The sequence below is a fragment of the Streptomyces sp. NPDC047117 genome (assembly GCF_040643545.1).
GTDB lineage: Bacteria > Actinomycetota > Actinomycetes > Streptomycetales > Streptomycetaceae > Streptomyces.
Genome location: NZ_JBEYUN010000021.1, coordinates 40089 through 61327 on the forward strand (window position 1 = coordinate 40089; position 21239 = coordinate 61327).

General features: G+C 73.0%; 16 protein-coding genes. 8 read left to right on the forward strand and 8 right to left on the reverse strand.

Translation table 11 applies throughout. From position 1 onward, the window contains the following. Positions 1-66 precede the first annotated feature (66 nt). Positions 67-1542, forward strand: coding sequence for a cytosine permease (locus tag ABZ840_RS31430; protein WP_361565320.1), 1476 nt, complete (start codon positions 67-69; stop codon positions 1540-1542). A 25-nt stretch (positions 1543-1567) separates the two neighbouring features. On the opposite strand, the gene treZ is transcribed toward ABZ840_RS31430, so the two are convergent. Together treZ and ABZ840_RS31440 are read right to left on the reverse strand one after the other, a co-directional pair. Continuing rightward, entirely contained in the window at positions 1568-3358 is a 1791-nt protein-coding gene (gene treZ / locus ABZ840_RS31435) for a malto-oligosyltrehalose trehalohydrolase (protein WP_361565323.1), read from the reverse strand. Positions 3359-3426: 68 nt separating this feature from the next. After that, a complete protein-coding gene (locus ABZ840_RS31440; RefSeq protein WP_361565326.1) occupies positions 3427-4344 on the reverse strand; it encodes a GNAT family N-acetyltransferase in 918 nt (305 codons plus the stop codon). Between the two features lie 286 nt (positions 4345-4630). Here ABZ840_RS31440 and ABZ840_RS31445 point away from each other — a divergent pair, with 286 nt between their 5' ends. Next, on the forward strand, positions 4631-5176 hold the full coding sequence (locus ABZ840_RS31445; RefSeq protein ID WP_361565329.1) for a DUF1707 and FHA domain-containing protein: 546 nt from the start codon (positions 4631-4633) through the stop codon (positions 5174-5176). Here ABZ840_RS31445 and treY read toward each other — a convergent pair. Beyond that, positions 5163-7757 (reverse strand): malto-oligosyltrehalose synthase, encoded by a 2595-nt coding sequence (gene treY / locus ABZ840_RS31450; RefSeq protein ID WP_361565332.1) that lies wholly within the window; start codon positions 7755-7757, stop codon positions 5163-5165. The genes ABZ840_RS31445 and treY overlap by 14 nt on opposite strands. 121 nt (positions 7758-7878) lie before the next feature. Here treY and ABZ840_RS31455 point away from each other — a divergent pair, with 121 nt between their 5' ends. Continuing rightward, on the forward strand, positions 7879-9270 hold the full coding sequence (locus tag ABZ840_RS31455; RefSeq protein WP_361565334.1) for an MFS transporter: 1392 nt from the start codon (positions 7879-7881) through the stop codon (positions 9268-9270). Here ABZ840_RS31455 and glgX read toward each other — a convergent pair. Beyond that, on the reverse strand, positions 9224-11353 hold the full coding sequence (gene glgX / locus ABZ840_RS31460) for a glycogen debranching protein GlgX (protein WP_361565337.1): 2130 nt from the start codon (positions 11351-11353) through the stop codon (positions 9224-9226). The genes ABZ840_RS31455 and glgX overlap by 47 nt on opposite strands. Positions 11354-11868: 515 nt before the next feature. Here glgX and ABZ840_RS31465 point away from each other — a divergent pair. Beyond that, positions 11869-13107 carry an SAV2148 family HEPN domain-containing protein gene (locus ABZ840_RS31465; RefSeq protein ID WP_361565340.1) on the forward strand — a complete coding sequence of 413 codons (1239 nt, stop codon included), beginning with the start codon at positions 11869-11871 and terminating at the stop codon, positions 13105-13107. Positions 13108-13148: 41 nt separating this feature from the next. Here the strand turns inward: ABZ840_RS31465 and ABZ840_RS31470 are convergent, their stop codons facing one another. Then, positions 13149-13913 carry an SDR family NAD(P)-dependent oxidoreductase gene (locus ABZ840_RS31470; protein ID WP_361565342.1) on the reverse strand — a complete coding sequence of 255 codons (765 nt, stop codon included), beginning with the start codon at positions 13911-13913 and terminating at the stop codon, positions 13149-13151. A 222-nt stretch (positions 13914-14135) separates the two neighbouring features. On the opposite strand from ABZ840_RS31470, the gene ABZ840_RS31475 reads away from it, so the two are divergent. After that, positions 14136-14846: an exonuclease domain-containing protein gene (locus tag ABZ840_RS31475; protein ID WP_361565345.1), complete on the forward strand. Its 711-nt coding sequence runs from the start codon at positions 14136-14138 to the stop codon at positions 14844-14846. 25 nt (positions 14847-14871) lie between these two features. On the opposite strand, the gene ABZ840_RS31480 is transcribed toward ABZ840_RS31475, so the two are convergent. From ABZ840_RS31480 to ABZ840_RS31490, 3 genes are all read right to left on the reverse strand, one after another. Then, on the reverse strand, positions 14872-15222 hold the full coding sequence (locus ABZ840_RS31480) for a VOC family protein (protein WP_361565348.1): 351 nt from the start codon (positions 15220-15222) through the stop codon (positions 14872-14874). Between the two features lie 113 nt (positions 15223-15335). Beyond that, entirely contained in the window at positions 15336-16199 is an 864-nt protein-coding gene (locus ABZ840_RS31485) for a class I SAM-dependent methyltransferase (RefSeq protein WP_361565351.1), read from the reverse strand. Between the two features lie 211 nt (positions 16200-16410). Next, entirely contained in the window at positions 16411-17322 is a 912-nt protein-coding gene (locus ABZ840_RS31490) for an aminoglycoside phosphotransferase family protein (RefSeq protein WP_361565354.1), read from the reverse strand. A 414-nt stretch (positions 17323-17736) separates the two neighbouring features. Here ABZ840_RS31490 and ABZ840_RS31495 point away from each other — a divergent pair, with 414 nt between their 5' ends. From ABZ840_RS31495 to ABZ840_RS31505, 3 genes are all read left to right on the forward strand, one after another. Further along, positions 17737-18663 carry a sugar ABC transporter permease gene (locus ABZ840_RS31495; RefSeq protein ID WP_361565356.1) on the forward strand — a complete coding sequence of 309 codons (927 nt, stop codon included), beginning with the start codon at positions 17737-17739 and terminating at the stop codon, positions 18661-18663. Between the two features lie 23 nt (positions 18664-18686). Further along, entirely contained in the window at positions 18687-19532 is an 846-nt protein-coding gene (locus tag ABZ840_RS31500; RefSeq protein ID WP_361565358.1) for a carbohydrate ABC transporter permease, read from the forward strand. A gap of 65 nt (positions 19533-19597) precedes the next feature. Continuing rightward, entirely contained in the window at positions 19598-20974 is a 1377-nt protein-coding gene (locus ABZ840_RS31505; RefSeq protein WP_361565543.1) for an extracellular solute-binding protein, read from the forward strand. The last annotated feature ends 265 nt before the right edge of the window (positions 20975-21239 follow it).

Sequence of the window (21239 nt, forward strand, 5' to 3'; positions counted from 1 at the left end):
CCCGTAGGCACGCACCGTCCCCGTACGGCCCCCCAAGCCGATCACCGCACCACCCGAGGAGGACCCATGGCTGCCCCCAGGGTCATCGAACAACGATCGATCGACTATGTGCCCGTGCGCGAGCGCCACGGCAAGGTCTGGCACCAGGGGCCGTTCTGGTTCACCGGGAACTTCGTGCTCACCACGATGGTCACCGGCTTCCTCGGTCCCGAGCTGGGGCTGGGCCTGGGCATGTCCGTCCTGGCCGTGGTCCTCGGCGCCTGTTTCGGCACCTTCTTCATGGCGTTCCACGCCAACCAGGGCCCCCGGATGGGCCTGCCGCAGATGATCCAGTCGCGGGCCCAGTTCGGCACCCGTGGGGTGATCGTCCCCTTCGCCGCCGTGGTCTTCGTGTACATCGGCTTCAACGTCTTCAACGTCGTGCTGGCCACCGAGGGCCTGCAGACGGTGCTCCCCGGAGGCACCACCCTCTGGTATGCGCTGATCATCGCCGTCGCGATCGTCCTCGCGGTCGTCGGCCATGATCTGCTGCACCTCGTGCAGCGCTGGCTGACCTACGTACTGATCGCCGTGTTCGGCGTCCTCACCATCGGCGCGATCGTCCAGCTGGACCCGGGTACCGCGCACGCCGCGGCATCCGGAGGCGGCTCGACCTGGACCTCCTTCCTGGTCGTCTTCTCCGCGGCGGCCGGCTACCAGATCAGCTACGCCATCTACGTCTCCGACTACTCCCGCTACCTGCCGCGCGACGTCTCGGCCCGCAAGGTCATCTGGTGGACCTACGCCGGCGCGGCCGGTTCCGCCGTCTGGCTGATGTCGCTCGGCGCGCTGCTGTCCTCCGCGCTGCCCGAGCCGGGCGCGATCACCGGTATCCGCCAGGTCGGCAACGCCATCCTGCCCGGCTTCGGCACCTTCGCCGTGGTGGTCTCCTCCGTCGCTCTGATCGGCATCACGGCGGTCAACGCGTACGGCGCGATGCTCACCACCACCAGCGCCGTGGACGCCTTCCGGACGGTCAAGCCGACCGTCCGGCTGCGGGTCGCCGGTATCGCGGCGGTGGGCGTCGTCATCTTCATCGTCGCCATGTCGCTCCCGGAGAACTACCTGGAGAGCTTCAACACGTTCGTGCTGATGATGCTGTACTTCCTGGTGCCGTGGACCGCGGTCAACCTGGTGGACTTCTACTGCGTGCGGCGCGGCCACTACGCGGTCACCGCGATCTTCGACTCGAAGGGCGGCATCTACGGCCGCTGGTCCTGGCGCGGCATCGTCTCCTACGCCGTCGGCTTCGTCACGATGATCCCGTTCTTCGCCACCCATGCCTACGAGGGCCCGGCCGCCAAGGCCCTGGGCGGCGCCGACCTGTCCTTCGTGCCCGGCCTGCTCATCGGCGGCGGCCTGTACTACCTGCTCACCCGCAACCTGGACCTGAAGGCGGAGCTGGCGGCCGTGGCGGCCAGCGAGCGGGAGCTGGACGGCGACCCGGAGGCGGCGGACGGCGAGCCGGCCGCCGCACCCGAGGCGGAGCGCGCCACCTCCTGAAGCCCTGCCTGCCCCCGGAGCCGCGTCACGTCCCGAGGACCGTGACCGACTCCGGGGGCAGCTGCATGACGCCGTCCGCGCCGGGCTCCTGCTGCGCGGGCCATCCCGCCAGCGGCCGCGCCTCCTCGTAAGGCACCGGCACGGCCGCCGTACGGGAGGGGTGCAGGTTCACGGCCAGCAGGACCCCGCCCGGGCCGTGGCCGGCCGTACGGTCCAGCCGCAGCCACCGCCCGTCCTCGTCGTACGCCACCCGTGTGCGCGTCAGGTCCGGGTCGGTGAGCGCGGCACGGTCGCGGCGGAGCGCGAGCAGCGTGCGGTACCAGCCGAGCAGATCGGTGTGCGGGGCGCGCTCCGGCTCCTTCCAGTCCAGGCAGGAACGCTCCCGCGTGGCCGGGTCCTGCGGGTCGGGGATGTCCTCGGCCTGCCAGCCGTGCGAGGCGAACTCCCGGCGCCGCCCGTCGCGCACCGCCGCCGCCAGTTCAGGGTCGGTGTGGTCGGTGAAGAACTGCCAGGGCGTGCCCGCGCCCCACTCCTCACCCATGAAGAGCATCGGCGTGTACGGAGCGCACAGCACGAGGGCCGCGGCACACGCCTGAAGGGCGGGCGAGAGCTGCTCCGAGAGGCGGTCGCCGAGCGCGCGGTTCCCGATCTGGTCGTGCGTCTGGGAGTAACCGAGCAGGCGGTGCGCGGGGACGGTGTGCGTGTCCAGCGGCGCGCCGTGCGTGCGCCCCCGGAAGCTGGAGTACGTGCCGGCGTGGAAGAAGCCGCTGCTCAGAGTGGTGGCCAGGGCCGCCATCGGGGCCTGCGCGAAGTCCGCGTAGTAGCCCTGCGACTCACCGGTCAGTGCGGTGTGCAGGGCGTGGTGGAAGTCGTCGTTCCACTGGGCGTGCAGACCGTTCCCCCCGTAGGGGCGGGGCGCGATGGTGCGCGGATCGTTGAGGTCGGACTCGGCGATCAGGAACAGCGGCCGGCGCAGCTGCGCGCCGAGCGCGTCGACCGCCTCCGAGAGCTCGGCGAGGAAGTGCCGGGCCCGGCCGTCGTGCAGCGCGTGCACGGCGTCCAGGCGCAGCCCGTCGATCCGGTAGTCGCGCAGCCAGGACAGGGCACTGCCGAGGAAGTAGGCGCGTACCTCGTCGGACCCGGGGGCGTCGAGGTTGACGGCGGCGCCCCAGGGGGTGTGGTGGGTGTCGGTGAAGTACGGCCCGAAGGCGGGCAGGTGGTTGCCGTCGGGGCCGAGGTGGTTGTGCACGACGTCCAGTACGACGCCGAGCCCGAGGCCGTGCGCGGCGTCCACGAAGCGCTTCAGCCCGTCCGGGCCGCCGTACGGTTCGTGCACCGCCCAGGGGGCTATGCCCTCGTATCCCCAGCCGTGGGTGCCCGGGAAGGGGCAGACCGGCATCACTTCGATGTGCGTGATGCCGAGGTCCTTCAGGTGCGGCAGCCGTTCGATGGCGGTGTCGAACGTGCCGCCGGGCGTGAACGTGCCGATGTGCAGCTCGTAGAGGACGGCGCCGGGCAGTCCGCGGCCCGGCCAGTCGTGCTGCCAGGCGTACCGGGCGTGGTCCACGACCGCCGCCGGGCCGCCGGGCCCGTACGGCAGCCGGGCGGCGCGCGGGTCGGGCAGCGGCTCGCCGCCGTCCAGCCGGAAGGCGTACCGGTCCCCGTGGCGGGCCGGGGCCTCCGCCCGCCACCAGCCCGTACGGGAGGGGCAGCGCGTCAGGGGGACGGTCACGGGGGCCGCGTCCCGGCCCCCGTCGCCGTCCCACCGTTCGAGCGCGACCCGCTCGGCTTCCGGAGCCCACACCTCGAAGAGCACGACGGCCTCTCCCTCCTCGCCACGGCACGGCGACGCGCCCCCGCGGACACCGATGCGCCTGCGCGCGTCTACCTGTCGAAGAAAGCACGCTCCTGGGTGACGGGGTACCCCGCCTTGGCGAATGCCGCCGCCATTGGGGTGTTGTGCTGGTCCGTATCGGCGACGATCCGGTCCACGCCGAGCGAGGCCAGCCGGCGTGTGCAGTCGACCAGCAGGTCGTAGGCGTAGCCGTGGCCACGTTGGCCGGGAACCACCCCGATGAAGGCCACGATCGGGGCGGCGTGGTTACGGGCCGGGACGTGCAGCCCCACCAGGGCGCCCGCGGGCGTGTACGCCACCCGCCACCACTCGCGCGGCGACGGGCACCAGTGGAAGAACTCCAGCTCCTCGCGGGCGGCCTGCTCGATGCCGCCCTCGGTGACGGCCCGCCGGGCGTGTGCGTCCAGCGAGCCCCGCTCGATCTGCCGCAGCACGTCCAGGATCACCTCGTCGTCCGGCTCGGGCCGGAAGACCAGCCGCCCGGGATCCGCGGGCACGCCGCACTCCGGGGTCCAGTCGTACCGGAAGCGCTCGACCACGGGGCGCAGCCCGGCGGCCCGTACGACGGCGATCCGGGCCTCCGCCGCGGCCCGTACGTCGGGCCGGTCCCGCCAGTCGGGCGGCAGCATCAGCACGTACTCGGCGGACAGCGGCGCGGTACGCAGCAGCTCCGTCGCGGCGGCCGCCTCGCCGGGCGCGAAGTCCAGCCGGTCCAGCGAGAGCGGGCGGGAGTCGTCCGGGCCCGCCCACCACGCGGCGCGTGCCACGACGACGCCGTCGCGCAGCGCGACCCAGGTCCAGTCGGGGCGGTACTCGCCGCCGGCCGTGCGTGTGACGTAGGGGCGGCCGAAGAGTTCGTGGCCCAGGAGCGGGGCCGTCGGGTCGTTCAGGGTGTGGAAGAGATGCGCGTCGTCTTCGGTGAGCGCGCGGATGACCGGATCGGTCATGGGGTGGGGTCCTCTCGGGAGGCGCGCTCCCGACGGCCCGTCAGCGTATGGAGCGGGCGGCGCGGGAGTGCGCGAACAGGTCATGGGCCGTGCCGTACATGCCGTTCCGCCTCCTTCCGCTCATGCGTTCCAGGCTGTGGCGGGACCATATCCTGGGCCACGTGCGGGGCGCCAGGGAATTTCCGCCGGAACTGATCGGGCCCCGGTACCGTCCTCCGAGATGGAGGCCGGGTGACGGCCGGGCCTCGTCTGGACAGGAACGCGGGCCCGCCGGAGAATCATGGACATGTCATCGCTCGAATTCCCGGCTCGGCCGGCCCGGTTGTCGGATGCAGAGCGGGACCGCGCGCTGGAGCTGCTGCGCGAGGGCGCGGCCGACGGGCGGCTGTCCCAGGACACCTTCCTGCGCCGCCTGGAGCTGGTGCTCTCCGCCCGCCAGCGCAGCGAACTGGAGCGGGCGACCGGCGACTTGGCGACCCGCGGCCGCTTCCAGGCCGCCGTGCTGCGCGCGGTCGGCAAGGCGTCCTCCTTCCACCTCACGGTCCGCAGGGCGTGGCGCACGGAGCGGCTCCCCAAGCTCCTGCTGCCCGACCCCGGACCGTTCCCCCTCCTGATCGGCCGCGCCCCGGGGGCCGGGCTGCGCCTCCACCACGACACGGTCTCCCGTTCCCACGCCCAGCTCCGCACCTCGGGGGAGACCTGGCTGCTGCGCGACCTCGGCTCCATGAACGGCACGTACGTCAACGGCCGCCGGGTCGTCGGCGAGGTCGCCGTGGCCCCCGGCGACCACGTCAGCTTCGGCAGCGTCGCCTACGTGCTCACGGGGCGCTGAGCACGAGGAGCGCGACCGGCAGCCGGTCCAGGAGCGCGGACAGCGGCACGGACGGGCCCTCGAAGTCGCAGCCCGTGAGCAGGTCGTGCCAGACCCCGGACGGCGCGTCCGGCAGCCGCAGGGCGGCCGAATGCCAGCCCCCGGACTCCGCGAGGCGCAGCGAGAGCCGCGTGGCCACGGTCACGGCACGGTCCGCGCGGGCGAACGCCACGCAGTGCCGGTACGGGTCGCCGTCGGCGTGCAGCGGCCGGTAGGTGCCCTCCGGGCCGAACCAGTCCGGGTGCGCCCGGCGCAGCCGCAGCGCGGCCGCGGTCAGCCGCAGCTTCTCGGCGGAGAGGTCCGGGAAGCCCTGCGGGTCGCCGCCCGGCGCGCCGCCGTCCGTACCGCCGTCCACGTCGGCCAGGAACTCCGGGGAGTAGCGCGCGGGCGCACGGTTGTCGGGGTCGACGAGCGCGGTGAACTCCCGCTCGGTGCCCTGGTAGAGGTCCGGTACGCCCGGCATGGTGAGGTGCAGCAGCGCCGCGCCGAGCACGTTGGCGCGGACGAAGGGGGACAGCTCGTCGGCGAACGCGGCCAGTTCGGCGGCGGCGGTGGGGCTGCACGGGCCCGCCTCCAGGAAGTCCGTGACGGACTCCTCGTAGGTGGCGTCCTGCTCGGTCCATGTGGTGTGCAGCGCGGCCTCTCGCACGGCCTTCAGGACCGCCGGCTCCAGCCTCTCGAAGGAGACGCCGTCGTGCCCGTACGAGGCGGTGCCGTCCTGCCGGTACGAGGCGGCGCCGTCCTGCAGGCAAGCGGCGGCGACGGCGCTCGCACTCGGAGCGGTCACCGCGTCCGTCCCCGGACCCGGGCGCGCCATCCCGAAGGCGGCCTGCCAGGCGGTCCACGCCATCTGCGGGTCGGGCTCCGGGCTGTCCAGGGTGAGGGCGGCACGGGTGTTCAGGCGGGTCAGCACCTCGCGCCAGCCTTCGGGGCACTCGCTCAGCGCGGCGATCCGGGCCCGGACATCGGCGCTGCGCTTCGTGTCGTGGGTGGACAGGACGGTCCCGGACGTCGGCCAGTTCTCCTGGAGATGGCCGCAGAAGGCGTGGAAGGCGTCCACGGTGACCGCCGGGCACCCCGGGTCGCCGCCGACCTCGCAGGCCGACAGCAGCGGCGTGTAGCGGTAGAACGCGCGGTCCTCGACCGACTTGGCGTGCAGGGCCGAGGCGGTCTGCGCGAAGCGGGCGGCGAAGTCGGCGTGGTCCGCGCCGTCGTCGTCCTCGGCGCCGTCGGCCAGGCGGCCCAGGGCCAGGTCGCGCACCAGCTCCACGGAGCGGGCCTCCTCGCGCACCTCGAAGGCGCCGACCGCCCCCTCGGCGGCGGCCTCCAGCATCGCCGCGTCCCGTTCGGCGCACCACGGGTCCTGTGCGTAGGGGCGGTACACGGGCAGCCGGACGAGCAGTTCGTGCAGGGCGCGGCGCAGGGCCCAGGGGGCGTGGTCGCCGTGGTGCGGGGTGCGCTCACTGATGCGCGTCGCCGTCCGCACCAGACGGTCGATCTCGGCCGCCAGTTCGTGGGTGACGACTTCGCAGGCGGCCTGCCGTACCGTTTCCTCCCAGTCGCCGCCACGGTCCGCCAGCGGCGCCACCGTGTCCCGGTAGACCCCGAACAGCAGGTCGGCGCCCTCCGGGCACACGAAGAGCCCGTCGATGTGGCGCAGCGCGTCGTATCCCGTGGTGCCCGCGCACGCCCAGCTCCGCGGCAGCCGTTCGTCGCCGGTCAGGATCTTCTCCACGACCGTCCAGCGCCCGCCCGTGGCCCGTGCCAGCCGCGCCAGGTAGCCCGCGGGGTCCGCGAGTCCGTCCGGGTGGTCGATGCGCAGCCCGTCGATCACGCCGTCCTCGACGAGCCGCAGCACCGTCGCGTGCGTCGCCCGGAAGACCTCGGGGTCCTCGACGCGGACCGCGATCAGCTCGGAGATGGTGAAGAAACGCCGGTAGTTCAGCTCCGTGCGGGCCAGCCGCCACCAGGAGAGCCGGTACCACTGCGCATCGAGGAGCCGCGGGAGCGGCAGCCGCTCCGTACCGGGGCGGATGGGGAACGCGTGTTCGTGATAGCGCAGCACGTCCCCTTCGATGCGCATCATGGGCAGCTCATCGGCCAGCCGGCCGCCCAGTACGGGCATGAGCAGCCGCCCGCCGTGTCCGCCGTCCCAGTCGATGTCGAACCAGCGGGCGTACGGCGAGGCGGGGCCGTCCCGCAGAACGGACCACAGCGGCCCGTTCAAGGAGGCGGGGGCCGGCCGGGCCATGTGGTTGGGCACCAGGTCCACCACGAGCCGCAGACCGTGTGCGGCGGCGGTTCGTGCCAGCGCGCGCAGCCCTTCCTCGCCGCCCAGTTCGGCGCGCACCACGGAGTGGTCCACCACGTCGTACCCGTGGGTGGACCCGGGGACGGCGCCGAGCACGGGCGACAGGTGCAGATGCGAGACACCCAGGTCGGCCAGGTACGGCACGGCCTTCTCGGCGGCCGCGAACGGGAAGCCGGGCTGGAGCTGCAACCGGTAGGTGGCGGTGGGCGGCGCGCTGGATTCGGGCGTCATGGGGACACACGTACCCGCGCGGTGCCTTGTTGCTTCATCCGATCGGGCGGGGTGTGCCCCGTTTTTCCTTCGTACGTCCTGCCCATACGGGCACCGGCCCCGCTCCCGATAGCGTCGTGCGATGACCGCTGCCCTGGCCACCTACCGCACCGTGCTCGCCACCAGTGGCCCGGTGCTGCCCGCCGTCTCCTTCCTCGGCCGGCTGCCCACCGCCATGTGCCAGCTCGGCAGCGTCCTGCTGGTCGCCGAGACCAGCGGCAGTCTGGCGACCGCGGGCGTGGCCGGCGGCGCGCTGGCCGCCGGGCAGACGGTGGCCGGGCCGCTCATCGGCCGGCTCGCCGACCGGCACGGCCAGCGCCCGGTGGTCCTGGCGGCCTGCTGGGCCAACGCCCTCGCCGTCGCCGCCCTCGTGCTCGCCGCGTTGTCCCACCTGGCCATGCTTCCGCTGGCCTTCCTGGGGCTGCTCGCCGGACTGACCGTCCCCCAGGTGGGGCCGCTCGCCCGGACCCGGATGGTCGCGCTCGTACGGCGGAGCGGCGCCGACGAGCGCACGGTGAACGCCGCGCTTTCCTGGGAGGGCACGCTGGACGAAGTGTCCTTCGTGCTGGGCCCCGCCCTCGTGGGCGTCGCCGCGTCGGCCGCCCACCCCGCCGCCGCGCTGGGGCTGGCGGCGCTGCTCCTGGCCGGCTGCGGCTCGGCGTTCGCGCTGCACCCGACGGCGCGGCTGACGGCCCCCGGGGCCCGGGCGGTGGACGCGCCCACGGCGTACGGCCGTACCGCGCACCCCGGCCGGCCGCTCTCCCGGCGGCAGCGACACGCCGAGGCCCGAGAACGCCGCAGGGCGGCCCGGCGGGACCGGCCCGGCATCCCGCGGGCCGCGCACGTCCTGCGCGTCTCCATGGCCCTGCAGGGCGCCATGTTCGGCGCCTCGCAGGCCGGCATCACCGCGCTCACCGAGCGGCTCGGCGCTCCCGGCCACGCGGGCCTGGTCTACGCCGCCATGGGCGTCATGAGCGCCGTGGCCGGCCTGTCGCTGGTCCTCGTCCCGGCCCGCGTCGGCCTGCCGGCCCGCTGGCGGGCCGCCGCCGTGGGCCTGACCGTGCTCTCCGTACCGCTGCTCTTCGTCGGCTCCCTCGGAGCGCTGTACGCGGTGGTCGTGGTGCTCGGGGTGGCCTTCGCGCCGCACCTCATCACGATCTTCGCGCTCACCGAACGGCTGGTCCCCGCCCGCCGGATGGCCGAGTCGATGGCCTTCCTGACCAGCTCGGTCGTCGGCGGACAGGCCCTCGCACTGGCCCTGTCCGGGCGGCTGGCGGAGTCCTACGGCCCGGCCGCCGCCTTCGCCGTGGCGGTCGCCGCCGCCGTCCTCGTGCTGTGCCTCGCGCTGACCGTCCGCTTCCGCACCCGGCCCGCCGCGCCCCCGTACGGAGGCGCCGGGCGGGGCACCGGAGCGGACGCGGCCCCCGTCAGGCGGGCCGCTGGAGCACCATCAGACTCCGTCCCACCAGCGTGAGCGTGTCCCCGGCGCGCACCTTCGGGCCGCCCTCGGCGACCGCCTTCGGGGTCGCGGTGTCGACCACGGCCTGCCACTGCCGCCCGTGGTCGATCGGCACGGTGAACTCCTTCTCCTCGCCGTGCGCGTTGAAGAGCAGCAGGAAGGAGTCGTCGGAGATCCGTTCCCCGCGCTTGCCCGGCTCGGAGATCGCGCTGCCGTTGAGGAAGACCATCAGCGACTTGGCGTGCGCCGCCTGCCAGTCGCGCTGCTTCATCTCCTCGCCCTCGGCCGTGAACCACGCGATGTCCGACAGCTCGTCGTGCGTGCCCTCCATGGGCCGCCCGTGGAAGAAGCGGCGGCGCCGGAACACCGGGTGGTCGCGCCGCAGCCACACCATCTGGCGCACGAACTCCAGCAGTTCCAGGGGCTCCTTGCCCCCGCCGTCCTCGCCCGCCTCGGGCCAGTGCACCCACGCCAGCTCGTTGTCCTGGCAGTAGGCGTTGTTGTTGCCCTGCTGGGTGCGGCCGAACTCGTCCCCGTGACTGAGCATCGGCACGCCCTGCGAGAACATCAGGGTGGCGATGAAGTTGCGGATCTGCCGGGCCCGCAGTTCGAGCACCTCGGGGTCGTCCGTCTCGCCCTCGGCGCCGCAGTTCCAGGACCGGTTGAAGCTCTCGCCGTCCCGGTTGTCCTCGCCGTTGGCCTCGTTGTGCTTGTCGTTGTACGACACGAGGTCGTGCAGGGTGAAGCCGTCGTGGCAGGTCACGAAGTTGACGGAGGCCAGCGGCCGGCGCCCGTCGCCCTGATACAGGTCGGAGGAGCCCGTCAGGCGGGACCCGAACTCCGCGAGCGCGCGGGGCTCGCCGCGCCAGAGGTCGCGCACGGTGTCGCGGTACTTGCCGTTCCACTCCGTCCACAGCGGCGGGAAGTTGCCCACCTGATAGCCGCCCTCGCCGACGTCCCAGGGCTCCGCGATCAGCTTCACCTGGCTGACCACCGGGTCCTGCTGCACCAGGTCGAAGAAGGACGACAGCCGGTCGACCTCGTGGAACTGCCGGGCCAGCGTCGCCGCGAGATCGAAGCGGAAGCCGTCCACCCGCATCTCGGTCACCCAGTAGCGCAGCGAGTCCATGATCAGCTGGAGTACGTGCGGGCTGCGCATCAAGAGGCTGTTGCCGGTGCCCGTGGTGTCCATGTAGTACCGCGGGTCGTCCGTGAGGCGGTAGTACGACGGGTTGTCCAGCCCCCTGAAGGACAGTGTCGGCCCCATGTGGTTGCCCTCGGCGGTGTGGTTGTAGACCACGTCGAGGATGACCTCGATGCCCGCCTGGTGCAGCGCGCGCACCGCCGACTTGAACTCCAGCACCTGCTGGCCGCGGTCGCCCCACGAGGCGTACGCGTTGTGCGGCGCGAAGAAGCCGATGGTGTTGTAACCCCAGTAGTTCGCCAGCCCCTCGTCCACCAGGCGGTGGTCATTGACGAACTGGTGTACGGGCATCAGCTCCAGGGCCGTGACGCCCAGCTCGCGCAGGTGATCGATGATCACGGGATGCGCCAGCGCCGCGTACGTACCGCGCAGCTCCTGGGGGAGCTCGGGGTGCAGCATCGTGAGGCCCTTGACGTGCGCCTCGTACATCACGGTCTCGTGGTAGTCCGTACGCGGCGGGCGGTCGTCACCCCAGTCGAAGTACGGATTGACGACGACCGACGCCATCGTGTGCGGCGCCGAGTCCAGGTCGTTCCGGCTGTCCGGCTTCCCGAAGTGGTAGCCGTAGACCGCCTCGTCCCAGTCGATGCTGCCGCTGACCGCCCTGGCGTAGGGGTCCAGCAGCAGTTTCGCGGAATTGCAGCGGAGACCCTGTGCCGGCTCGTACGGGCCGTGCGCCCGGAAGCCGTACCGCTGCCCCGGCATGATGCCGGGCAGATAAGCGTGACGGACGAAGGCATCGGACTCGCGGAGCTCGACGGCCGTCTCCGAACCGTCGTCGTGCAGCAGACACAGCTCGATACGTTGTGCCGCCTCGGAGAACACCGCGAAATTGGTGCCCGCACCGTCGTACGTGGCACCTAGCGGATACGCCTGTCCCGGCCAGACCTGCATGCGTCGACTCTTCCACTTCCTAGAGGGGCGCCGCGACGGACTGACGACCGCGGACCGAACCGGAATTCTTCCCCGATGAGCGCCAAACAGTGGGACGTTCGCGAGATCTTCGCCGAAAGTCAGGCAACCTGCCGCGAATGAGGGTCCTCCGACCGGGGGAACGATCAGGTGTCCGACCGTAATCACGATGTATAGCGACATAATGCGCTGGAAGGTGCTTCCTGGGCGTGTCGCGACTCCTGAGCAATCATTTTCGGCCTCGTTCCCGGCGGTCTCCGGAACCCCTCCGTACCCCCGACGAGGTGCGTGACGAGGGGAGAGTCCGCCGGGACTCCCGTGCGGCTCCCCGCCGCACGACTATGACTCCGCTCACGCCCGCTTCCCTTTCCGGACACAACGGGCACGGCGAATAAGGGGAGTTGGTGGAAGAGTCGGCGCATCCGGCTGCACCCTCTCCCGGACCCGCAGTAGGGTGCCTTGATCGTTGGCACGGAGGTTCGGAAGGCGGTGTACAGGTGAGCTCGGGCGGGTTGGAGTTGCCTCCTGGTGACGATGGTCATGAGGGCGGCTCCATCGACGCACCGCCCGGCGCGGTGTCCCTCGCACGCCCCCTGGAGATCGGGGCGGAGCTGGAATGGGACGCCGAGGCCTGGAGCGAGGTACGCACCCGCGCCAGACGCGCCGGGCGTGCCTACATCTGGCTGAATCTGGTCGAACAGCGGCTCCGTGCCGTGGTCGCGGCGGTGCTGCGCCCCATCTACGAGCCGGTGCACGGCGACGAATGGGTGGTCGCGGCGGCCGGGCCCGCCGGCCAGGAGTGGGTGCAGCGCGCCGTCGCCGTACGCGAGGTCAGCCGCCGCAAGGGCTACCTCCTCGACCCGGCCGACGACAACATCATCAGCTTCCTCACCCTTCCGCAGCTGCGCGAGCTGATGGTCCAGCACTGGCCCTGCTTCGAGCCGTACTTCGACGACCGGCGCGACGTCGAGCTGGGGCTGGACGAGCTGGAGGTGGCCCGCAACATCGTCTCCCGCAACCGCGCGCTCTCCGAGACGGTGCTCGCCCAGGCCGAACGCGCCTCCGCGCGCCTCCTGGAGATACTGGGCTCCGGCATCGGCACCCGTACGGCCGGGCGGCTGCCCATCGACGCGGTCGAGGACCTCGTGGGCGACCGCTACGCCGACGTCGTGGGCGTCCACTCCGACCGGGTACGCCTCCAGCGCCAGCTGCCCGCCGAGGACCTTTTCGGCGGGGCGCGCCGCCTCGACGCCGTCGGCATCGGCCTGAACCTGCTCGTCCAGAACTACTCCGGCCGCCGGCTGGTCCGGCTCGCCGAGTCCGGCTGCCGCGTACGGCTGCTCTTCCTCAACCCGGCCAGCAGCGCGGTCCGCCGCCGCGAGCGGGAGCTGGGCCTGAAGAAGGGCGAGATGAGCCGGTCGATCGAGATGAACATCATGCACATGCGGCGGGTACGGGCCCGGCTGCGCGACCCCGGCGCGTTCGAGATCCAGGTCTTCGACGAGACCCCGCGCTTCACGGCGTACCTCGTCGACGGCGACGGGCCGGGCGGCATCGCCGTCGTGCAGTCCTACCTCCGCAAGAGCCGCGGCATGGAGGTGCCGGTCCTGGTGCTGCGCGGCGGCGGCCGGGAGGTCGTGCGCCACGAGGACGGCCGGGAGAGCGACCACGGGCTCTTCGAGGTGTACCGCGAGGAGTTCGAGAGCGTATGGGCGGACGCGCGGCCGGTGTCCTGACCCGGGGCGGGGCGGGGCCCCTCCGGGGGCCGGGCTCCCGCTCAGGGCGTGCCCGTGATGCCGCCGTCCACCCGCAGCTCGATGCCGTTGACGTAGTCGGCCAGGGGGCTCGCGAGGTACAGCACCGCGCCCGCGATGTCCTCGGCGCGCCCCAGCCGCCCCACGGGATTGGGCGCGTACCTGGCCGCCGCGTCCGCTGCGGTCTCGTCGCGCTCCTCGAACATCCGGCGCATCGAGGGCGTTTCGATGACGCCGGGGCTGACGCAGTTCGCCGTGACCCCCGTGCCGGCCAGGTGCCCGGCCAGGCTGGTCGTCATGTTCACCACGGCGGCCTTGGCGGCGGAGTACTCGACCATGTTGGGCAGCGGGGTCCGCACCGCCCGGGTGCCGATGTTGATCACTCGGCCCCAGCCGTGCGCGCGCAGCGAGGGCAGCAGCGTCTGGGTGAGCCGGGCAGCGGAGAACACGTTCCCCTCGAACGCCGTCCGCCAGTCTTCGGGCCGTACGGAGTCCCAGTCGTGCTCCACGAACGGCCCGGCGTTGTTGACCAGGACGTGCGCCCCGAAGTCGCGCGCCGCGGTGGCCACCCGCTCCACGCCGCCCGGCTCACCGAGGTCGCCGAGCACCACGTCGGCGCGGACGCCGTGGTCCGTCACCCGGCGCGCGACCTCGGCGGCGGCGTCGGCGTTCCGCCCGTGCACCAGCACGTCGCAGCCCTCCGCCGCCAGCATCCCGGCGACCGCCGCCCCGATGCCGCCGCTGCTCCCCGTCACCACCGCGCGCCGTCCGGCCAGTTGAAGATCCATGCCGGAGACCCTACGGGCCGGGGGCGGGGAGCGCCGGGCGGTTGTGGGATGCGGTGACGGCGGCGGGAGGCGCGTGCCGGCGAGGCGGGGCGGGACCCGGCGAGGGGATCCGGCGGCGTTGTCAGTGGTGCGTGGGAGAGTGAGGGAACACGGGATCGCAGCCGTACGACACGGGCGGACGATCGCGTGCGACACGGGGGACGCACCACCGAAGGAGGCCGCATGAGCTGGCACAAGGAACCACTGGTCGGCTTCGACCTGGAGACCACGGGCACCGACGTCGAGACCGACCGGGTCGTCACCGCCGCCGTCATCCGGCTCGACGGGGCGGGAGCGGCGGCACCGGCACTGAGCTGGGTCCTCGACCCGGGCGTGCCGATACCGTCCGAGGCCTCGGCCATCCACGGCTTCTCCACCGACTACGTGCGGCACCACGGCCGTCCGGCCGCCGCGGGCCTGGCGGAGATCACCGATGCGCTCGCCGCCGCACTGGGCGCGGGCCTCCCGCTCGTGGTGATGAACGCCCGGTACGACCTCTCGCTGCTGGACCGCGAGTGCCGGCGGCACGGCGTGGAGCCGCTGTCCGACCGGCTCGGCACGGACCCGGCGCCGGTCGTCGACCCGCTCGTCCTCGACAAGCACCTCGACACCTACCGGAAGGGGAAGCGCACCCTCCAGGCGCTGTGTGCGCATTATGGCGTGGCGCTGGAAGCGGCGCACGAAGCGGGGGCGGACGCCGTGGCCGCGGTCGGCGTGGCGCGCCGAATAGGCGCCAAGCACCCGGAGGTCGCCGGGCTCACACTGCCCGCGCTGCATGCCCTCCAGCGCAAGGCGGCGGCGGACCAGGCCGCCTCCTTCCAGCGCTACTTGCGCCGTACGAGCAACCCCGCGGCCCACGTGGAGCCGGCCTGGCCGCTGATACCGCGGGGGTGAGGCGCGGCGCGCGTGGGGGCGGGCGTCAGTGGCGGTGGCTCAGCACGTTGACCACCTTGCCGTTGGGGTCGCGGACGAAGAAGCGCCGTACGCCCCACTCCTCGTCCTGCAACGGGTGGACGATCTCCGCGCCCCGCTCCCGCATCGCCGCGTAGGCCGCGTCCACGTCCTCCACCTCCACGCTCATGTCGGGGACGACCGGCGCCGTCCGGTCGGCCGTCATGAAGCTGACCTGTGCGGCCGGCTGGGAAGGGGAGGCGAGCGTCGTGATCCACCCCAGGTTCATGACCTCCTCGAAGCCCAGCAGCCCGTAGAAATCCCGGCTCTCCTCCATCGCCTCGGAGGGGACATTGGGCACGACTCGGCGAACGGCCATCGATGACTCCAGAGGAGAGGACGAGAGGACGGGAGGAACGAGAGGACGAGCGGGGGTGAGGCGGAGGTGGTGGAGGGGAGGGCGGGCGAGGGGGAGGGGAAAGGAGAGATGCGTTACGGGTGGGGTGAGGGCTCGGTCGGGACCAGGGTCAGGTAGGCGATGCCGAGGAGGTCACGGTAGCCGCTGAGCCAGGATTCACGGTGCGTGTCGGCGCGTTCGCGGGTCTCGGGGGCCAGCGGGTGGTCGGGATGAGTGGCCAGCCATTCCTCCACGTCGCTGCGGTAGCCCGACTCGAACGTCTCCCACTCGTCGCTGTTCGCCGTCTCCACCCAGGCCGGGCGGAAACCGGCGTCGACGGCGAGGTCGACCAGTTCCGCCAGGCTCACGTGCTCCTCGGCGGTGGCGCCCGGCCACATCCGCGCCAGTTCCGCCGTGGCCGGCGGGCGCTGCCAGAAGCCTTCGCCGTACAGGACCCGACCGCCGGGAGCGACGAGGCGGCGCAGTTCGCGCAGTACGGTGCGGAAGTTGTGCGGTGACTCGGGGCCGCTCACGGCGTGGCCGGCGCCGAGGCACAGGACGAGGTCGGCGGGGCCCCTGGCCGTACCGTGCCCGGACTCCTCGGCGAACTCCACGCGGTCGGCGAGTCCGCGGGCCGCGGCGTTGGCCCGGCCCCTGGCGAGGTCGTCAGCGGCGAGGTCGATGCCGAGTCCGGTGGCGCCGGGCGTGGCGTCGAGCACCCGCAGCATGAACTCGCCCCAGCCGCAGCCGATGTCCAGCACGGTGGCCGGCCGGGCGGCGGCGAGCCGCTGGACCATCCGCCCGGCGCGTTCCTCGGACAGTGGCCCGTGGAAGTCGAGCCGGGTGAGCCGCGGCGGCCCGTCGTCGGCCCCGGACGTCGGCTGTGCCGCGTTCGCGGGTGCCGGCTGTGCCGCGTTCGCGGGCGGTGTGGGACGCACGGGAGGCGTGGTGTCGGGCATGGGGCGGGACGTTAGTCCGTGGGAGGGCGCGGGCGGTACCGAATAAATCCCGGTACGGCGCCGCTCCGCCCGGGCAGCGGTACGGCGCCGCTCCGCCCGGGCCGCGGCACCGCGCCGCTCCGCCCGGTTCGCGGCACCGGGTCGCCCCGCCCGGGCCGCGGTACCGCCCCGCTCCACCGGGGCCGGGATACCGCCTCGCTCCGGCGGGGTGTCAGAAGGGGTACCAGCGCACCGAGGCGTCGCCCTCGCGGAGGGAGGCGATGCGGCTGCGGAACTCCTTCAGGGCCGCGGGGTTGCCCGGGGCGTGCTGGGAGACCCAGGCGCAGCTCGCCGTCTCGCGGGAGCCGCGCAGTACGGCACAGCCCTCCCAGTCCCGTACGTCCCAGCCGTAGGCCCGTACGAAGGTGTCGTACGCCTCGGCACCCAGGCCGTACCGGTCGCGGCTGAGGGCCATGACCACGAGGTCGTGCTCGCGCAGGTCGCGGGAGAAGGTCTCCAGGTCGACCAGGACCGGGCCGTCGGGGCCGACATGGACGTTCCGCGGCAGCGCGTCCCCGTGGATGGGGCCGCGCGGCAGGTGCGGCTCCAGGGCCGTCGCCGCGGCGGCGAACGCGTCCCGGCGGCCGCGCAGGTACTCCGCGTCCTCCCGCGACACCGCGTCCCCCGCCAGCCGCAGCCAGCGCTCCACGCCGCCCAGCAGCTCCCGCCGGGGCAGCTCGAACGGCGGCTCGGGCAGGGCGTGCACCCGCCGCAGCAGCTCGGCGAGGTCGGCGGGTCCGGCGGGACGTATCGCCTCGGGCAGCCGCTCCCAGAAGGTGACGGGATGGCCTTCCACCAGCCTCGCCTCGGGCTCGGCGGCACGCACCGCCGGCACGTCCGACTCCGCCAGCCAGCGGGCCACCCGCAGCTCGCGCTCGGCGCGGGCGAGCAGTTCGGCGCTGCGGCCCACCCGGATCACGGGGCCGGTGTCGCCGAGAGCGAAGACGGCGTTCTCGCCGAGGGCGAGCAGCTTGGCGTCCGCCGCGGCGTCCGGTCGTCCGGCCGCGGCCAGCACGTCCCGTGCGCGCGCCTCCGTGAAGGGCGTGCCCGGTACGGAACCGGCTCCGCCGCTCGCCTCGGTCATGCTGCTGCCTCCTGCGCTCCGTGAGCACCCCGGTGCTCCGACCGCTCCGGTGTCTCGATCACCCCCAGTCTCTCAGGCGGGTCCGACAACCCACCCGCGACGGGCCACGCACCACCTGGGACGGCCTCCGACCCCGCCCGCTCCGGACGGCTCCGGTCCTCGCCCGCCCAGGACGACTCCGCCCCCCGGTTCCGACAACCCACCCCCGCCGGGCCACGCGCCCCCGCCCCAGGCGGCCTCGCCCCCCCCCGCTTCACACCGCTCCCCGCTCCTCGCCCGCCCCCGCGACGGGTTGACGGCGTCGCGGGGGGTTACGACTATGACGTCGGCTGTCCGCGTGTACGGGCGCGCGCGGCCGTTCCGTATCGGATGTACCGGACGTTTCGGACCGAGCCGCGCCAAGGAGCCCCCGCCGTGACCCTCGTGACCGCGCCACGGCGGTCCGCCCGCCGACCGGCCGGTGCGGGACCGCGCCGTGACCACGGCGTGTGGTTCCTCGTGCTGCCCGCGCTGATACCGATCCTCGTGCTGAGCGTCGGCCCGCTCCTGTACGGAGTGTCGCTGGCCTTCACGGACGCGCAGTCGGGGCGTACCGAACCCACCCGCTGGGTGGGGCTGCTGAACTTCAGCGACCTGCTGCAGGACACGCTGTTCTGGGAGTCCTTCCGGATCGGGCTGGTCTGGGCGGTGGGCGTCACCGTCCCGCAGTTCTTCCTCGCGCTGGGCCTCGCCCTGCTGCTCAACGAGAAGCTGCGGCTGCGCTGGCTGGCCCGGGCACTGGCCATCGTGCCGTGGGCGATGCCCGAGGTCGTGGTCGGCATCATGTGGCGGCTGGTGTACCACCCGGACGCGGGCGTGCTGAACGACACGCTGCGCACCTTCGGGTTCGGCAGCCACGACTGGCTGAGCGGCCTGGCGACCGCGCTGCCCGCCGTCATCGTCGTCGGCGTGTGGGCCGGTCTGCCGCAGACCACCGTGCCGCTGCTGGCCGGCCTGCAGAACGTGCCGCGTGAGCTGCACGAGGCGGCGGCCATGGACGGCGCGGGCGCCTGGCGGCGGTTCCGTACGGTCACCTGGCCCGCGCTGCGTCCGGTGGCGCTGGCCATCACCGCGCTGAACTTCATCTGGAACTTCAACTCGTTCGCGCTGGTCTTCGTGCTGACGGACGGCGGTCCCGGCGGACGCACCCGGCTGCCGATGCTGTTCGCGTACGAGGAGGCGTTCCGGTACGGGCAGTTCGGGTACGCGGCGGCGATGGGGCTCGCCATGGTCGCCGTCATCGCCGTCCTGCTGGCCGTCTACCTGGCGGGCCGGCTGCGGACCGAGGAGGACGGCCGATGACCGCCCGTCGCAGAGGACGGCCGATGAACGTCCGTCGCAGGCGTACCGCCGCGACCCGTACGGGGCAGTACCTCGCTCTGCTCGGCTATCTGATCTTCCTGCTGGTGCCCTTCCTGTGGCTGGTGTCGACGGCCTTCAAGCCGCCGCGCGAGCTGGGCAGCATCGACCCCAGCTGGATCCCGCACGACCCCACCCTCGGCAACTTCCGGGCCGCCTTCGCCGAGCAGCCGCTGCTGCGCTCCGCCGCCAACAGCCTGCTCGCGGCGGCCGGGGCCGCGGTGCTGTCCGTCGTGGTGGCCACGCCGATGGCGTACGTCCTCGCACGCTTCCGCACCCGCACGGCGCGGGCGGCGACCGGATGGGTGGTGGTCAGCCAGGCGTTCCCGCTGGTCCTGGTCATCATTCCGCTGTTCCTGCTGCTGAAGGCGGTGGGCCTGGTGGACTCGCTCGGCGGGCTCACCCTCGTGTACCTCGTGTGGTCGCTGCCGTTCGCGCTGTGGATGCTCACCGGCTACGTACGGGCCGTGCCGGCCGAACTGGAGGAGGCGGCGGCCGTGGACGGGGCGGGCCGGGTCCGCACCCTCGTGTCCGTGACCGCACCGCTCCTCGTGCCGGGGATCGTCGCCACCGGGCTGTTCGCCTTCATCACCGCGTGGAACGAGTTCTTCTTCGCGCTCGTGCTGCTCAAGTCGCCGGAGAAACAGACGATGCCGGTCGTGCTCACGCACTTCCTCGGCGCCGAGGGCGTCGCCGACCTCGGCCCGCTCGCGGCCGCCGCGCTCCTCGCCACCCTGCCCGGGCTGGTCCTCTTCGCGGTGATTCAGCGCCGCATCACGGGCGGCATGCTCGCCGGGGCGGTGAAGCACTGATGCCCGCGCCCACGACGGCCGCTGCCGTGCCCACGACGGTCGCCGTCGCGCCCGCCCGCGCCCCGATGCGCCGGCGTACCTTCCTGAGCGCCGCCGCCTCCGTGGGGGCCGCCTCCCTGGGGAGCGTCGGCGCGGGGGCCCTGCTCGCCGGGTGTTCCGGTGGGGGAGACGCGGCGGCGCGGCGGCCGCTGCGGTTCCAGTCGCTGGCCTGGCAGGCGGAGTCCGTGGCGGCCAACAAGGCGCTGGTCGAGGAGTGGAACCGGCGGCACCCGCGTACCCGCGTCGAGTACGTGCAGGGCGCCTGGCCCACCGTGCACGACCAGCTGCTGACCGCCTTCGAGGGCGGTGAGGCGCCCGACATCATCCACGACGCCGCCGACGACCTCGCGGACTTCGCGTACGGCGGCAACCTCGCCGACCTCACCGGCCTGCTGCCCGACCGGCTCGCCGCCGACATCCCGCGGCACAGCTGGCGGACCGGCACGTTCGACGGGCGGGTGTACGGCGTGCCGTTCCTCCAGGAGCCGCGTGTCCTGATCGCCAACCGGGAGCTGCTGCGCGCCGCTCCCGGGGTGCGCGTCCCCACGCCGGAGGAGCCCTGGAGCTGGGCGGAGTTCCGGGCGGCGGCCGAGAAGCTGAGCCGCACCGGGGGCCGGGCCGAAAGCCGTGCCGGGGGCCGCACCGGAGGACGGGACGGGGGCCGCACCAAGGACCGCCGCTACGGAGTGGCCTGGCCGCTGAAGGAACCGGTGTCGGCCACCCTCAACCTCGCGCTCTCCACCGGCGGCCGGCTCTTCCACCGCCGGGCCGACGGCCGGGCCGAGGTCCGGTTCGACGCCGCCGACCAGGTCGTCCCGCGGACCATTCACGACCAGGTGAACGTCGACGGCAGCGCGGCACGCACCACGCTGGGCATGGGCGGCTCGGACACGCTCCCCGGCTTCTTCGCGGGGCGGTACGCGATGGTGCCGCTCGGGTTCTCGTACCGGCAGCAGATCGTGCAGCAGGCCCCCGAGGGGTTCGACTGGACGGTGCTCCCGGCGCCGGCGGACGGCGCGCCGGCCCAGGGCGTGAGCCCGCAGACGCTCTCGATCGCCGCGGACTGTCCGCGGAAGGAAGCGGCGATGGCCTTCATCGCCTTCCTGCTGGAGCCCGCCAACATGGCGCGCCTGGCGCTCGGCGACTGGATGCTGCCCACGGGCAGGACCGCGCTCCGGGACCCGCGGCTGCGGGTGCGGAAGTACGGCTGGGCCACCGGTACGGCGCTGGCCGGCTCGCTCCACGCGGCGCCGGCCCAGTCCGTGCGCGGCTACCCGGAGTGGAAGGACAAGATCGCCACGCCGGGGCTCCAGGAGTACTACAGCGGAGCGATCGGCATGACGGAGCTGGAGAACCGGCTCGTCGAGGACGGCAACCTCGTGCTCGCCCGCTATCAGCGCTGAGCCTTGTCCACTCCCAGAAGGTAACTATTTCCTCATGTTGCCGCAATGTGACGGGAGTTGAGGCAACCAGAGTCAAGTCGAGTGCTCAATTTGACCGAGTGTGACGGTATTTGCAATTTTGCAAGCTTGTTGCCTATGTCACACCGGCGGGGGGGCCTTGAATTGGACGCGTCAATCAGTCAGGGTTTCGAGCCAGCCCGGCGGAGGAGATCTTCTCGTTTCACCGGGCGATCACGCAACGCTTTCCCCCCACACCACGAACGAG